Source organism: Pseudomonas sp. TWI929, from assembly GCF_039673335.1.
GTDB lineage: Bacteria > Pseudomonadota > Gammaproteobacteria > Pseudomonadales > Pseudomonadaceae > Aquipseudomonas.
Genome location: NZ_JBDJLK010000006.1, coordinates 48,850 through 63,542 on the forward strand (window position 1 = coordinate 48,850; position 14,693 = coordinate 63,542).

Genomic DNA, 14,693 nt, shown 5'->3' on the forward strand with positions numbered 1-14,693 from the left:
CCGATGCGAGTGTGGTGGTTGAGTGCCGGTCTGGCCCTGTATTGCCTGGCCCAGAGCGCGGCGGCGGGAACACTGCTGGTTGTCGGCGATAGTATCAGCGCCGGTTTTGGCCTGGATACCCGCCAGGGCTGGGTGTCTTTGTTGCAGGCCCGCCTCAGGGACGAAGGTTTTGATGACAAAGTGGTCAACGCATCGATCAGCGGCGACACCAGTGCAGGTGGCCAGGCACGGCTGCCGGCGCTGCTTGCAGCGCACAAACCAAGCCTGGTGGTACTGGAACTGGGTGGCAACGATGGCCTGCGCGGGCAGCCACCCGCGCAATTGCAACAAAATCTTGCCTCGATGATCGAAAGCGCGCGCAAGGCCGGGGCCAAGGTAGTGCTGCTGGGTATGCGCCTGCCGCCCAATTATGGTGTGCGCTACACCAACGCCTTCGCCCAGGTGTATGAACAGCTGGCGGCGGACAAACAAGTGCCGTTGGTGCCGTTTTTCCTCGAGGGGGTAGGGGGCGTGCCTGAGCTCATGCAGGCCGATGGCATCCACCCGGCCCAGGCTGCCCAGCAGCGCTTGCTGGAAAATGCCTGGCCGGCGATAAAACCCTTGCTCTGACGCTTTAAACGGCGCCGGCTTTCGGCTAATGTTGCGCCCCCCGTTTCGAGTGCCCCCGATGCCGCGCCCTGCCTGGTCCCTGTTCGCCTACCAACTGATCGAGCCCGATGAGCAGCTCGACCTGTTCGCTTGCCAGGAAATCCGCGTCCACCTGGTGGCTCGCCAGCTCGAGCTGGGCGTGCCGGTCGACCGTACCCTGTGCGGCGGCCTGTTGCCGGCGCAGCCGCGTTGGTCGGGGGTGCCGCGTTCGATCTACCGCGACGGCCGCTTGTGTGACCTGTGCCGCGCCATCCTCGATGCCCAGCGGCGCGGCATGCGCCCGGTCTGGCCAGAGCTGCAGGGCAGCTGAACGCCAGGCACCTTTCATCATCTGAAACGCTTGCATGGCGCCAATGCCTCCCGCTTGCATCGGTGCGGGTGTACAATCGATCCTCTTGACCCACCTTTCGAAGGATTTACCGGATGTTGCCGCGCTTTCCTGTCGTCACCCGTAGCCTGTCCCTGGCCGCCCTGCTGGTAGCGGGCCCCGCTGCTGCGCTGGAGCTGCCACTGCCACCGCCCGGTGAAGACATCGTCGGCCAGGTGCATGCGATCAAGGCAAAATACGAGGATACGTTCGCCGATATCGGCACTGCCAACGACCTCGGCTACCTGGAAATGATCGCCGCCAACCCGGGTGTCGACCCCTGGTTGCCAGGTGCCGGCACCGAGATCGTCCTGCCGACCCGCTACATTCTGCCGCCAGGTCCGCGTGAAGGCGTAGTCATCAACCTGGCCGAGTATCGCCTGTATTACTACCCGAAAGGCCAAAGTGTGGTGTACACCTTCCCGCTTGGCATTGGCCGTGAGGGCTGGGGTTCGCCGATCGCCAACACCAAGATCACCGCCAAGACGCCTAACCCGACCTGGACGCCGCCCGCTTCGATCCGCAAAGAGCACGCGGCGGACGGTGACATCCTGCCGGCCGTAGTGCCGGCCGGTCCAGACAACCCGCTGGGGCCGTTCAAGTTCACCCTGGGCGTGCCAGGCTACCTGATCCACGGTTCGAACAAGAAGTTCGGTATTGGCATGCGTACCAGCCACGGTTGCTTCCGCATGCTCAACAACAACGTGCTGGAACTGTCCAAGCTGGTGCCGGTGGGTACGCCGGTGCGCATCATCAACGAGCCTTACAAGTTCGGCATCAGTGGCGGCAAGGTCTACCTGGAGGCGCACACGCCGCTGGACGACCAGGGTAATCCGTCGGTAGTCGACAAACACACCGCGGTTATCAACGCCTTGCTCAAGCGCGAAGACCTGGCCAATAACCTGCGCATGAACTGGGATATGGTGCGTGACGTGGTGGCCGCAGAAGATGGCATGCCGGTAGAAATTGCCGTGCCGGTCGAAAACCAGGGTGGCGCACCGATGGTTTCGAGCATTCCGCCCGAACTGCAGTAAGGTACTAGCGAGACACCCGGGCCTGCCTTAGTGCAGGCCTTTTCGTTTCTGCCTGCCGCGTTTGCCTGGAGCGCAGGCAATAAAAAAGCCGACCCACAAGTGGGTCGGCTCCTTAACAATCCGTGAGGATTATTACTTGCGGCTGGCTTTGTCCAGCATACGCAGAGCGCGCTCGTTGGCTTCGTCAGCGGTCTGCTGAGCCTTCTGAGCGGCTGCCAGTGCGTCGTCAGCCTTACGGTAGGCTTCGTCAGCACGAGCTTGAGCGCGAGCTGCTGCGTCTTCAGTCGCAGTCAGACGAGCTTCGGTTTCTTTGGATACGCTGCTGCAACCGGTAGCCAGAACTGCGGCCAGAGCCAGAGCAGAGAATTTCAGAACGTTGTTCATCGTGTTCCCCTTCAAGGACTTTCTATTAAATAGCCATCTCTCGGAAAAGAGAAACTGGCCGGCGTACATAGTACCCATTACTTGTAGTAAGTAAACTGACTGAGCGCAAGAACTGCAAAAAAAATGTTGCTTGACGCGGCGCCGACAAGATTTGCGACGCCCATGTGAAAAAAATGTGCAGGGGGCGCAAGCGATTGTAGTACAGGAACTTTTTTGTTGAACTAACGGTGACTTTAACTGTCCCTCAGCGTCTTAAGCTCTAGAACATCCGGCGGCTGTTGGCAGGCAGGGAAAAGTCGCTGTTGCTGCGCTTTCTCCATTTTTACCCGTTTTACCCGTCGCCACCTTGAGCAATCCCGCTTGCGGCGCCTACTATCTTGTGAGCGCCAGAGGATGCGAACCATTGCAATCGTCCAATGGTCGAAGGGGCAACAGGTGGCGTAGAGGATTCTGTGCCGGATAAACCACCATCGGTTAAGGTATGGGTCTGCCGAGAAGACCTGCGAGGAGTAGTGATGAGCGAAACGCTGACCATCCACCATGACCAGGCCGGTCATCAGTTTGAGACCACCGTGGACGGTCATCGTGCCTATCTGACGTACATGGATCTGGGCAAGCAGACGCTGGACATCTATCGCACCTTCGTGCCCAACGCCCTGCGAGGCCGCGGGATTGCTGCCGCACTGACCGAAAGGGCCCTGGAGTACGCCGAGCAGATGGGCTATACGGTGATCCCGTCCTGCTCGTATGTAGAGCGCTACATGGAGCGTCAGCAGCGGCATTCGAGCAAGGTCTGAATCTGTAAATAAAAAGCGGGGCCGCTTCGCGCCCCGTCGCGACACAAGGCCGCTCCTACAGGGTTATGCGATCCCCTGTAGGAGCGGCCTTGTGTCGCGACGGGGCGCGAAGCGGCCCCGCTTTTTATTGCATCAATCAGCCGCGCTTGCGCTGCGGCAGCACATCCTTCAGCTTGGCATGCATGCTGCGCAGGGTTTTCTCGGTGGCCGACCAGTCGATGCAGGCATCGGTGATCGACACGCCATACTGCAGCTCGTCGAGGTTTTTCGGAATCGACTGGCAGCCCCAGTTCAGGTGGCTCTCGACCATCAGGCCGATAATCGACTGGTTGCCTTCGAGGATCTGGTTGGCGACGTTCTCCATCACCAGTGGTTGCAGGGCCGGGTCCTTGTTGGAGTTGGCGTGGCTGCAATCGACCATGATGTTGGCCTTGATCTTGGCCTTGGCCAGGTCCTGTTCGCACAGGGCGACGCTGACCGAATCGTAGTTCGGCTTGCCGTTGCCGCCGCGCAGCACCACGTGGCCGTACGGGTTGCCCTTGGTGGTGACGATCGATACACCGCCTTCCTGGTTGATGCCGAGGAAGCGGTGCGGCTTGGACACCGACTGCAGGGCGTTGATGGCAACGGTCAGGCCGCCGTCGGTGCCGTTCTTGAAACCGACCGCCGAGGACAGGCCCGAGGCCATCTCGCGGTGGGTTTGCGATTCGGTGGTGCGCGCGCCGATGGCCGACCAGCTGATCAGGTCTTGCAGGTACTGCGGGGAAATCGGGTCGAGCGCTTCGGTGGCGGTCGGCAAGCCCATTTCGGCCAGGTCCAGCAGTAGCTGACGGCCGATGTGCAGGCCATCCTGGATCTTGAACGAGTCATCCAGGTATGGGTCGTTGATCAGGCCTTTCCAGCCGACGGTGGTGCGCGGCTTTTCGAAGTACACGCGCATGACCAGGTACAGCGTGTCGGACACTTCCTCGGCCAGCACTTTCAGGCGCTCGGCGTATTCGTGGGCAGCCTTGATGTCGTGGATGGAGCAAGGGCCGACCACGACGAACAGGCGATGGTCCTTGCCGTCGAGAATATTGCGCACCACTTCACGGCCGGCAGTCACGGTCTGCAGGGCCTTGGCGCTGAGGGGGATTTCCTTCTTGAGCTGATCGGGGGTGATCAGGGTCTCGTTGGAGGCAACGTTCAAGTCATCGATCGGTAAATCAGCCATCGTGTTACTCGTCAGGTCACGGTGCCGGCCGCCAACTATCCCCGTGCGGCCCAGCAGCAAGAATAATCGCAGCGGGGAGCCGAACCTTAGCGCGTTACAGGTGGCGCGACAATGGGCTGGGCCCAGTCAGTGTGGGGTTTTTCCGTGATGGCAGGCATTTGCCGCGAATGGGCTGCCCAGCGCTGCGCAACCTGTGTAAAAAGAGGGCTGACTTTTACCTGGAGACCAGCATGCATCCGCGCACACCACGTATCGGCATCATTGGCAGCGGCGCCATCGGCGGCTTTTATGGGTTGATGCTGGCCCGGGCCGGTTTCGATGTGCACTTTCTGTTGCGCAGCGAGTACCAAACCGTTCGTGAGCAGGGGCTGGTCGTGGACAGTGCCGTGCATGGCGCGCTGCAGATGAAGGTGCAGGCCTATGCCAGTGCCGCCGACATGCCACCTTGCGACTGGTTGCTGGTCGGTGCCAAGGCCACCAGCAACGACCAGCTGGCGCCGCTGATCGTGCAGGCGGCCGCGCCCGGTGCCAAGGTGGTGTTGTTGCAGAACGGCTTGGGCGTGGAGGAGCAATTGCGCCCGGCGCTGCGCAGCGACATGCACCTGCTTGGCGGCCTGTGTTTCATCTGCGTCAACCGCCAGGCGCCTGGCGTGATCCGTCATCAGGCCTTGGGTGCGGTCAACCTGGGGTATCACGGCGGCCCGGCCAGCGATGGCGGGGCCGCACTGGTCAATGAAGGCACGGGGTTGTTCCAGGCTGCCGGCATCGATTCGCAGGCCATGGCCAACCTGGCTCAGGCGCGTTGGCAGAAGCTGGTATGGAACGTGCCCTACAACGGCCTGTCGGTGCTGCTGGGTGCCAGCACCACGCCGCTGATGGCAGACAATCACAGCCGCGATCTGATCCAGGCCTTGATGGCCGAGGTGGTGCAGGGCGCGGCAGCCTGCGGCCATGTGTTGCCCGAGGGCTATGCCGAGCACCTGTTCCAGGTAACCGAGCGCATGCCCGACTACTGGCCAAGCATGTACCACGACCATGCGCACAAGCGCCCGCTCGAACTGCAGGCCATCTATGCCGAGCCGCTGGCGCGTGCGCGTGCGGCAGGCTGCAGCTTGCCGCGTATGGAAATGCTGTACCAGGCGCTGAGCTTCATCGACAGCAGCGACAGGCAGCGCTGAGGCAGCGGCTTTTGACCTTGGCGGCCTCTCTTGAGGGGCCCTCCAGCCCACGCCAGCAGTGCGCCAGACGGCAAAGCGTGCCTCTGGTGCACTGCTAAGCTGAAGCTTGCTCTGCCGTTGCGGCAGTCGAGGAGGTCGAATGATCCGCTCCATGCTGTACGCCACCGACCTCGGTGTCTACGCCCCATTTGTGATGCAGCACGCGCTGGCCATGGCGCGCACGTTCAACGCCGAGCTGTATGTGATCCATGCGGTAGAGCCGATGGGCCAGTTCGCCGAATCCCTCCTGCAAAGCTACCTCGATGAACAGACGCTCGACCAGCTGCACAGCCAGGGGGTGAACACGGTGATGGCCAACATCGAGCAGCGTGTGCTGGAAAACTTTCGCGATGAGCTGGGCGAGGAGGCTGACCTGGCAGTGATCAAGGCCGTGCGTGTACGCCAGGGCGACCCGGCGCAGGTGATCCTCGACCAGGCGCAGCGGCTGAGCGTAGACCTGCTGATTTTCGGCAGCCACAGTGCTGGCGCAGGTGTGGATGTGCCGTTGGGGCGCACCGCTGTGCGGCTGCTGCAGCTGTCGCCGGTACCGGTGTACATGGTGCCGTTGGCACAGCATTTAGGGCGTAGGAAAGCATGAAGATGGCCGTAGGCTATTTCCGGGGGCATGTAACAAAATAGTTCTAGATTTATTTCCAGAACCACTAATATAGTTATATATCGTCGCTGCCTGCTGCCGCGGACTCATCGCTGAACCGAGGGGAATCTATGAAGCTTCAACAACTGCGCTACATCTGGGAAGTGGCGCACCATGACCTCAACGTGTCCGCGACGGCGCAAAGCCTGTATACCTCCCAGCCAGGTATCAGCAAACAGATCCGCTTGCTCGAGGATGAACTGGGTGTTGAAGTCTTTGCCCGTAGCGGCAAGCACCTGACCCGTGTCACACCGGCCGGTGAGCGCATCATCAACACTGCCGGCGAAATCCTGCGCAAGGTAGAAAGCATCAAGCAGATTGCCCAGGAGTTCTCCAACGAGAAAAAGGGCACGCTGTCCATCGCCACCACCCACACCCAGGCGCGTTATGCCTTGCCGCCGGTGATCAGCAGCTTCATCAAGCAGTACCCGGAAGTGTCACTGCACATGCACCAGGGCTCGCCCATGCAGATTGCCGAAATGGCTGCGGACGGTACCGTTGATTTCGCCATCGCCACCGAGGCGCTGGAGCTGTTCGGCGACCTGATCATGATGCCGTGCTACAAGTGGAACCGCTGTGTGGTGGTGCCGCAAGGTCACCCGCTGGCCAAGCTGCCGAAGCTGACCCTGGAAGCGGTCGCCGAATACCCGATCGTCACCTACGTGTTCGGTTTCACCGGGCGCTCGAAACTGGACGAGGCTTTCAACCACCGTGGCCTTACGCCGAAAGTGGTGTTCACTGCAGCTGACGCCGACGTGATCAAGACCTATGTGCGCCTGGGGCTGGGCGTGGGCATCGTCGCCGGCATGGCTGTGGACGCCAAGCTCGACAGTGACCTGGTGGCCCTGGATGCCAGCGAGCTGTTCGAAGCCAGCATCACCAAGATCGGCTTCCGCCGTGGCACCTTCCTGCGTGGCTTCATGTGCGACTTCATCGAGAAGTTCGCCCCGCACCTGACCCGTGAAGTGATGGCCAAGGCTATTCAGTGCCATAACAAGCAGGAGCTCGAAGAGCTGTTCGAAGGTGTCGAACTGCCGGTGCACTGATTCAAGATTGTTGGGGCCGCTTTGCGGCCCCGATAATTTCAAGCCTTGCTGATCAGGTTGCCCGCGTGCAACCCGCATTCCTTCTGCGTCGACTCTTCCCACCACCAACGCCCTTCGCGCTCATGCTGGTTCGGCAGCACCGGCCGGGTGCATGGCTCGCAGCCAATGCTGATGAAGCCACGCTCATGCAGGCTGTTGTACGGCAGTTCGAGCATGCGGATATAACCCCACACTTCTTCACTGCTCATCTGTGCCAGCGGGTTGAACTTGTACAGGGTGCGCTCTGGGGTGGAGAAGGCGCTGTCGATTTCCAGTGCCGCCACCTGGCTGCGGGTGCCCGGGCTCTGGTCGCGGCGCTGGCCGGTGGCCCAGGCGCTGACGGTGGCCAGTTTGCGCCGCAGCGGCTCGATCTTGCGGATGCCGCAGCACTCGCCGTGGCCATCCTTGTAGAAGCTGAACAGGCCCTTTTCCTTGACGAACGGGTCGAGCTTGGCGCGATCAGGGCTGAGGATTTCGATCGGCAGGTTGTACTGCTCACGCACCTGGTCGATAAACCGGTAGGTCTCCGGGTGCAGGCGCCCGGTGTCGAGGCTGAACACCTTGACCTGCTTGTTCAGCTTCCAGGCCATGTCGACCAGCACCACGTCCTCGGCGCCGCTGAAGGAGATCCACAGGTCATCACCGAAGTGCTCGAAGGCGAGCTTGAGGATGTCCTGCGGGGACTTGTTGGCATAGGTCGCGGCCAGGGCGGCGACGTCGAAGGGTTGGCTCATCAGGCGGTTTCCATCTTGGCTGTGGCGCTGTGCGCTCGTAGTAAGGTGATGGTAACAAAAAAACGCGGGCTAGACGGACTCACAAGCCTTGCAAGGTCTGCATCAAGACCCGCACTTTGGCGATCGACTCTTCATATTCGGCCTGCCACTCGGAGTCGGCTACCACCGCGCCGCCGCCCCAGCAGCTTACCTGGCCGTCCTTGACCAGCAGGCTGCGGATGGCAATCGAACTGTCCATCTCGCCGCGCACGTCCACATATAGCAGTGAGCCGCAGTACAGTGCCCGACGCGCCGGTTCCAGCTCGTCGATGATCTGCATGGCGCGGATCTTCGGTGCGCCGGTAATCGAACCACCGGGGAAGCTGTCGCCGATCAAGTCCAGGGCGTCCTTGTCGCTGGCCAGCTGGCCGGTGATGCTGCTGACCAGATGGTGCACGTTGGGGTAGCTCTCCAGGCTGAACAGCTCTGGCACCTTCACCGAACCGATTTGGCAGGTGCGCCCCAGGTCGTTGCGCAGCAGGTCGACGATCATCAGGTTTTCCGAGCGGTCCTTGGGGCTGTGCAGCAGCTCTTCGGCATTGCGCGCGTCTTCGCCCGGGTCGCTGGCACGAGGGCGGGTGCCCTTGATCGGGCGGGTTTCCACCAGGCCCTGGCTGACGCGGATAAAACGCTCGGGCGAAAAGCTCAGCAAGGCGCTGCCGTCGGCCAGTTGCTGGTAGCCGGAGAACGGCGTGGGGCAGGCCTGGCGCAGTGCCTGGTAAGCCCGCCATGGATCGCCCTGGCAGGGCGCTCGGAAGCGTTGGGTGAGGTTGATCTGGTAGCAGTCACCGGCCTGGATGTAGCGCTGCACCTGGTCGAAGGCGGCCTGGTACTGTTCGGGCTGCAGGTCGCCGGCCATTGGTGCGAGCAGCTGGAAGGCGCCGCCCTCTGCGTTGTCGGCACCTTCGAACAAGCTGATCAGGCGTTCGCGATCTTCCCCTGCAAGGCTTGGGTGAAACACCAGTTGGCTGGTGCCGTACAGGTGGTCACTGACCAGTGCCCAGGCATACAGGCCCAGTTGCGCGTCTGGCAGGCCGAGGTCGTCCATGGCCAGGCTTGGCAGGTGCTCCAGGCGGCGGCCGAAATCGTAGCTCAGGTAGCCGATCAGGCCACCGGCGAAGGGCAGCTCGCTACCTTCGGGCAATTGCGCGTGGCCCAGTTGCGCCAGGCCGGCGCGCAGGCGCTGGAGGAAGGCGCGGCCTGCTTCACCGGGCTGCGCTTGCAAGTGTTGCAGTGGCCAGGCGCTGAGCAGGTCGAAGCGGCCGCGTTCGGCGCCGGGGCGGGCGCTGTCGAGCAAGATCGCGCCGGGGGCCTGGCGCAGGCGGGCGAAGTAGGCGGCAGGGTCGGGCTGGTAGGGCAGGCGGTGGAGCGTACAGGTCGGCATCAGTGTGGACGGCGATGTAAAAGCGAGGAGGGCGATTGTAGACCTGTGTAGGAAAAGCGCCTAGCACTGGGCGCGACATTCAACATTGTGTTTGACCCAAGGGGGCCGCAAAGCGGCCCCGGCGATGTCAGCCTGGATGAACATGTCCGAACAGCCCTTGGGCTACCCGCACCCGCTGCTCGGCATCCTCGGTAATACCCTCCTTGGCCAGCGCTTCAATGTGCGCCTCGATGGCATGGGTACGCTGGGTCAGGCCGCAGTCGTTGGCAATCTGGATGTTCAGCCCCGGTCGGGCATTCAGCTCCAGAATCAGCGGGCCCTTGTCCTGGTCCAGCACCATGTCCACGCCGATGTAGCCCAGGCCACACAGTTCGTAGCAGCCGGCGGCCAGCTTCATGAAGCCGTCCCAGTTCGGCAGTTGCACGCCGTCCACCGCGTTGGTGGTGTCCGGGTGCTTGCTGATGATGTTGTTCAGCCAGGTGCCGCGCAGGGTTACGCCAGTGGCCAGGTCGACACCCACGCCGATGGCGCCCTGGTGCAGGTTTGCCTTGCCTCCGGACTGACGGGTCGGCAGGCGCAGCATGGCCATCACCGGGTAGCCCATCAGCACAATGATGCGGATGTCCGGCACGCCTTCGTAGCTGATGCTCTTGAAGATCTGGTCGGGCGTGACCCGGTATTCGATCAGCGCACGGTCACGGTGGCCGCCCAGTGAGTACAGGCCGGTGAGGATGCTGGAAATCTGGTGCTCGATTTCCTCATGGCTGATGATCTTGCCCGACACCGTGCGGTAGCGGTCTTCGAAGCGGTCGGCAATCACCAGGATGCCGTCACCGCCGGCGCCCTGCGCCGGCTTGATGACGAAATCGTTACGCCCGCCGATGATTTCGTGAAGCTTTTCGATCTGCTTCTCGGTCTCGATGATGCCGTACATTTCCGGCACATGGATGCCGGCCGCCAGGGCGCGCTCCTTGGTGATGATCTTGTCGTCGACAATCGGGTACAGGTGGCGCTTGTTGTACTTCAACACGTAGTCCGCGTTGCGCCGGTTGATACCCATGATGCCCCGGGCCTCCAGGGCTTTCCACGTCTTGATCAGGCCAAACATCAGGCGTCAGCCTTCTTCAGGAATGCCTTGAAGCGCACGAGCTCGGTCAGGCGGTAGCCGCGGTAACGGCCCATTGCCAGCATGAAGCCCACCAGGATCAACAGCACGGCAGGGAAGGTGAAGACGAAGTACACCAGCTCCGGCACCATCATCAGCAGGTGCGCCAGGGAGGCGGCGAACAGGGTGCCGATGGCCACTTTCATGGCATGGCCGCCGCCACGCTCTTCCCAGGTGATCGACAGGCGTTCGATGGTCATGGTCAGGATCACCATCGGGAACAGCGCCACCGACAGCCCGCGCTCAAGGCCCAGCTTGTGGCTGAACAGGCTGATGGCGGCAATCAGCACCACGACGAAGGTCAGCACCACCGACAGGCGCGGCAGCATCTGCAACTTCAGGTGTTCCAGGTACGAGCGCAGCGACAGGCCCAGGGCGGTGATCACCGTGAACAGCACGATACCGAAGCCCAACTGGGTTTCGCGGAAGGCCAGGGCGATCAGTACCGGGGTGAAGGTACCCAGGGTCTGGATGCCGATCAGGTTGCGCAGCACCAGGATTACCAGTACGCCGATCGGGATCATCACCATGATCATGAAGGTTTGCTGGGTTTGCAGCGGCAGGCCGTACAGCGAGTACTCAAGGAAGTCGGCGTCGGTGTTCTCGTCGGTCAGCTTGGCCAGGCGGATGGCGTTCATCTCGCTGTTGTTCATGCTGAAGGTGACGTTGGCCTTTTTGCCGCCATCGACGGTGATCAGGTTGTCGTCACCGGTCCACCACAGCAGGCGGTCGCTGGGCAGGCCCTGCTCGCCGGTGTCCGGGTTGAAGTACAGCCAGTCGGTACCATTGAAGCTGCGCAGCCACAGTTCCGGGGTTTGCGGGGTGTCGGCCACCAGGCGGATGGTGTGCACCTTCTCCATCGGCACGTGGGCGATCGACAGCAGCAGGTCGATGATCTGGGCCTTCTTCATCGGTGAAGTATCACCGGCCAGCAGCAGCTTGACGTTGTCGTCGTTGAGGTTGTTGACCCGCTTGATGGTCTCGCTGACGAAGGTCTCGACATCGGCCGAGTGCTGGCGGATCGGCGCCATCAGCGCCTCGGCAGCGATCTTCTCGGGGCCCTCGATGGCCAGGCTGTCACGGAAGGTCGGGCCTTTGACCGTGGTCTTCTCGTTGCTGTAGCGCTTGGTCAGCACCAGGCGGTAGTAGAGGGTCTGGTTGCCGCTGGCGCGGCGGGCCGACCAGGTGACCTTGCGGTTGCCGTCGGCACGGTTGACGCTCACCCCGTAGTTGTTGGAGATGAAGCTCTCGTTGAGGCTGACGTAGTCGCGGTTCAGCGGGGGCACGAACATCTGCACCTTGACCGGGTCCTTGGTGCTGGCCACGAACTCGACCTTGGCGTCGATGTTCCACAGGTCGTCGGTTTCATCCTCGGTCACTGGGATGCCGAGGAAGAAGATCTGATAAGCCGTGACCGCCACGCCCAGTAGCACCAGCACGGTGATCAGGACTTTCAGATGGAGGGTAAGAGAGCGCATCGGAGTTACTCTGCTTTGGGAGCGTCGGTGGCACAGGCAGGTTTGCCGGCCGCATATTTAAGGCTTGGGTCGACCAGCGCGTCGAAGTGCTTGAGCGCCTCGGAGCCGATCAGCAGCGGGAACTGGAAGGCGCTGCGGTCGGTGAGGTTGACTTCGATAGTGCGCATGGCCTGGCCCATGCAGATTTCCAGTTCGATGACCGGGCGTGCCGTATAGGCCTTGCCCGATTCGGCATCATAGTCGCCAGCCCGGCGCTTGATTTTGCTCACGCGTGCCAGCGGGCGTTCGATCGGGTGCGAATGGGCGGCATCGATCGCCAGGTAGAAGCGTACCCAGCTTTCACCGTTGCGCTTGAAGCGCTTGATGTCGCGGGCACTGAGCGACGCGGTCTTGGCGCCGGTGTCGAGCTTGGCGGCTACTTCCAGGTCCAGGTCGCCCAGGCGTGCGTATTCGTTGAGACCATACACGGTCTTGCCCGCAGCCTGGCCAAGGGCCGGCAGCAGGGTGAGGCATAGCAGCAATAAAACGGGTGTAAGTCTCATAATCCTGGCGCGGTGCAGTGCAAGGTTCGTGGCTATGTTCAGGGCAAGGCGACTGGCAACTACTGCGCAAGCTTCCTCGTTCATCTGTCAACAAGCATGAATGGATGACAGACAGGCTATCCATACCCCATCGGAGGCGCGGCATTCTATCACGCCGACGTCTTGACGCCAGCGGTGCGCGATCTGACAGCGGGGAGGCGGTGATAGTTCGTTCTTAGACGATTGTCGACAATACTGATTTTGTCTTTGACTTGGAGGGCTCTATTCGCTAATTTCTGGCGAAGTGTTTTTCAAGGTGTCAACAATATGCAGGACCTCTCCCTTGCCACTGCGGCGCTGACAGACGAAACGGAAACCTTGTCCGAAAACGTCTTCCGGCGCATCCAGGCGGCTATCGTCAAAGGCGAGATCGCCCCTGGCAGCAAAATTTCCGAGCCGGAGCTGGCGCGCACCTATGGCATCAGTCGTGGGCCGCTGCGTGAGGCCATCCACCGCCTCGAAGGCCAGCGCCTGCTGGTGCGCGTGCCACATGTGGGTGCGCGGGTGGTATCGCTCAACCACGCCGAGCTGATCGAACTGTACGAAATTCGCGAATCGCTGGAAGGCATGGCCTGCCGCCTGGCCGCCGAGCGCATGAGCCAGGCCGACATCGACGAATTGCGCCGGGTGCTCGACACCCATGAGCGTGACGCCGCGTTCCAGGCCGGCCTGGGCTATTACCAGCAGGAAGGCGACTACGACTTCCATTACCGCATCATCCAGGGCAGCGGCAACCAGACCCTGGTCAAGATGCTATGCGGCGAGTTGTACCAGCTGGTGCGCATGTACCGCATCCAGTTCTCCGCCACGCCCAACCGGCCGCGCCAGGCCTTTGCCGAACACCACCGTATTCTCGATGCCATCGCCGACCGTGACGGCGAGCTGGCCGAACTCCTGATGCGCCGCCACATCGGCGCGTCCAAGCGCAATATCGAGCGTCACTATCAGGACGCCCACAACAACAGCCCACGAGGTGAGAAATGACTGTGAAGAGCACCCCCGGTCAGCGTTTCCGCGACGCCGTTGCCGCTGAACATCCGCTGCAGGTGGTTGGCACCATCAACGCCAACCATGCCTTGCTGGCCAAGCGCGCCGGCTTCAAGGCCATCTACCTGTCTGGTGGCGGCGTGGCCGCCGGTTCCCTGGGCCTGCCAGACCTGGGCATCAGTGGCCTGGACGACGTGCTCACCGACGTGCGCCGCATCACCGACGTGTGCGATGTGCCGTTGCTGGTAGATGTCGACACCGGCTTTGGTTCTTCGGCCTTCAACGTCGCCCGTACCGTGCGCTCGATGAGCAAGTTCGGCGCTGCTGCCATCCATATCGAGGACCAGGTTGGCGCCAAGCGCTGTGGCCACCGCCCGAACAAGGAAATCGTCAGCCAGCAGGAAATGGTCGACCGCATCAAGGCCGCCGTGGATGCCCGTACTGACGACAGCTTCGTGATCATGGCACGTACCGATGCCCTGGCCGTCGAGGGCTTGAACGCCGCCCTGGATCGCGCCGAGGCCTGCATCGAGGCCGGTGCCGACATGATCTTCCCGGAAGCCATCACTGAATTGCAGATGTACAAGACGTTCGCTGATCGGGTGAAGGCACCGATCCTGGCCAACATCACCGAATTCGGCGCCACGCCGCTGTACACCACCGAAGAGCTGGCCTCGGTCGACGTATCGCTGGTGCTTTACCCGCTGTCGGCGTTCCGCGCCATGAACAAGGCGGCCGAGAACGTGTACACCGCGCTGCGCCGCGACGGCACGCAGAAGAACGTGATCGACACCATGCAAACCCGCATGGAGCTCTACGATGCCATTGGCTACCACGCCTTCGAGCAAAGCCTCGATGCGCTGTTTGCCCAGAAGAAGGGCTGAAGACTTTTATTGGAGCGGCCGGCCTCTTCGCGTCGAACCGC

At 61.9% G+C, this 14,693-nt stretch carries 16 protein-coding genes; 9 read left to right on the top strand and 7 right to left on the bottom strand.

Annotated elements, in window-relative coordinates; all coding sequences use genetic code 11:
- Positions 1-3 precede the first annotated feature (3 nt).
- From ABE456_RS04895 to ABE456_RS04905, 3 genes are all read left to right on the top strand, one after another.
- Positions 4-609, top strand: coding sequence for an arylesterase (locus ABE456_RS04895; RefSeq protein WP_346642953.1), 606 nt, complete (start codon positions 4-6; stop codon positions 607-609).
- 58 nt (positions 610-667) lie between these two features.
- The gene (locus ABE456_RS04900; RefSeq protein ID WP_346642954.1) at positions 668-958 is read left to right on the top strand and encodes a hypothetical protein; all 291 of its coding nucleotides are present in this window, start codon (positions 668-670) and stop codon (positions 956-958) included.
- Positions 959-1,071: 113 nt separating this feature from the next.
- Entirely contained in the window at positions 1,072-2,049 is a 978-nt protein-coding gene (locus ABE456_RS04905) for a L,D-transpeptidase family protein (protein ID WP_346642955.1), read from the top strand.
- A gap of 132 nt (positions 2,050-2,181) precedes the next feature.
- Here ABE456_RS04905 and oprI read toward each other — a convergent pair whose 3' ends face one another.
- Positions 2,182-2,433: an outer membrane lipoprotei OprI gene (gene oprI / locus ABE456_RS04910; protein WP_003259780.1), complete on the bottom strand. Its 252-nt coding sequence runs from the start codon at positions 2,431-2,433 to the stop codon at positions 2,182-2,184.
- Between the two features lie 515 nt (positions 2,434-2,948).
- Between oprI and ABE456_RS04915 the strand changes: the two genes are divergently transcribed.
- Positions 2,949-3,230 carry a GNAT family N-acetyltransferase gene (locus ABE456_RS04915; protein ID WP_346642956.1) on the top strand — a complete coding sequence of 94 codons (282 nt, stop codon included), beginning with the start codon at positions 2,949-2,951 and terminating at the stop codon, positions 3,228-3,230.
- Between the two features lie 136 nt (positions 3,231-3,366).
- Here the strand turns inward: ABE456_RS04915 and ABE456_RS04920 are convergent, their stop codons facing one another.
- A complete protein-coding gene (locus ABE456_RS04920) occupies positions 3,367-4,443 on the bottom strand; it encodes a 3-deoxy-7-phosphoheptulonate synthase (RefSeq protein WP_085674649.1) in 1,077 nt (358 codons plus the stop codon).
- Positions 4,444-4,673: 230 nt separating this feature from the next.
- Here ABE456_RS04920 and ABE456_RS04925 point away from each other — a divergent pair, with 230 nt between their 5' ends.
- The 3 genes from ABE456_RS04925 to cysB all read left to right on the top strand — a co-directional run bounded on the left by ABE456_RS04925 (position 4,674) and on the right by cysB (position 7,361).
- Complete coding sequence (locus ABE456_RS04925) at positions 4,674-5,621, top strand: putative 2-dehydropantoate 2-reductase (RefSeq protein WP_346642957.1); 948 nt, start codon at positions 4,674-4,676, stop codon at positions 5,619-5,621.
- Positions 5,622-5,760: 139 nt separating this feature from the next.
- Positions 5,761-6,258, top strand: a complete 498-nt coding sequence (locus ABE456_RS04930; protein WP_346642958.1) for a universal stress protein — start codon at positions 5,761-5,763, stop codon at positions 6,256-6,258.
- A 128-nt stretch (positions 6,259-6,386) separates the two neighbouring features.
- Positions 6,387-7,361, top strand: coding sequence for an HTH-type transcriptional regulator CysB (gene cysB / locus ABE456_RS04935; RefSeq protein WP_010953293.1), 975 nt, complete (start codon positions 6,387-6,389; stop codon positions 7,359-7,361).
- 38 nt (positions 7,362-7,399) lie between these two features.
- Here cysB and ABE456_RS04940 read toward each other — a convergent pair whose 3' ends face one another.
- The 5 genes from ABE456_RS04940 to ABE456_RS04960 form a co-directional block, all read right to left on the bottom strand.
- Positions 7,400-8,134, bottom strand: a complete 735-nt coding sequence (locus ABE456_RS04940) for a phosphoadenylyl-sulfate reductase (protein ID WP_003250299.1) — start codon at positions 8,132-8,134, stop codon at positions 7,400-7,402.
- 79 nt (positions 8,135-8,213) lie between these two features.
- On the bottom strand, positions 8,214-9,557 hold the full coding sequence (gene pabB / locus ABE456_RS04945; protein WP_346642959.1) for an aminodeoxychorismate synthase component I: 1,344 nt from the start codon (positions 9,555-9,557) through the stop codon (positions 8,214-8,216).
- A 127-nt stretch (positions 9,558-9,684) separates the two neighbouring features.
- Positions 9,685-10,665 (bottom strand): alpha-L-glutamate ligase-like protein, encoded by a 981-nt coding sequence (locus ABE456_RS04950; protein ID WP_346642960.1) that lies wholly within the window; start codon positions 10,663-10,665, stop codon positions 9,685-9,687.
- Positions 10,665-12,200, bottom strand: a complete 1,536-nt coding sequence (locus tag ABE456_RS04955; RefSeq protein ID WP_346642961.1) for an inactive transglutaminase family protein — start codon at positions 12,198-12,200, stop codon at positions 10,665-10,667. Before ABE456_RS04955 ends, ABE456_RS04950 begins: the two co-directional genes overlap by 1 nt.
- 5 nt (positions 12,201-12,205) lie before the next feature.
- A complete protein-coding gene (locus ABE456_RS04960; protein ID WP_016485910.1) occupies positions 12,206-12,742 on the bottom strand; it encodes an ATP-dependent zinc protease in 537 nt (178 codons plus the stop codon).
- Positions 12,743-13,048: 306 nt separating this feature from the next.
- Here ABE456_RS04960 and ABE456_RS04965 point away from each other — a divergent pair, with 306 nt between their 5' ends.
- Both ABE456_RS04965 and prpB read left to right on the top strand, forming a co-directional pair.
- On the top strand, positions 13,049-13,765 hold the full coding sequence (locus ABE456_RS04965; protein ID WP_346642962.1) for a GntR family transcriptional regulator: 717 nt from the start codon (positions 13,049-13,051) through the stop codon (positions 13,763-13,765).
- Positions 13,762-14,652 (top strand): methylisocitrate lyase, encoded by an 891-nt coding sequence (gene prpB, locus ABE456_RS04970; RefSeq protein ID WP_346642963.1) that lies wholly within the window; start codon positions 13,762-13,764, stop codon positions 14,650-14,652. Before ABE456_RS04965 ends, prpB begins: the two co-directional genes overlap by 4 nt.
- The last annotated feature ends 41 nt before the right edge of the window (positions 14,653-14,693 follow it).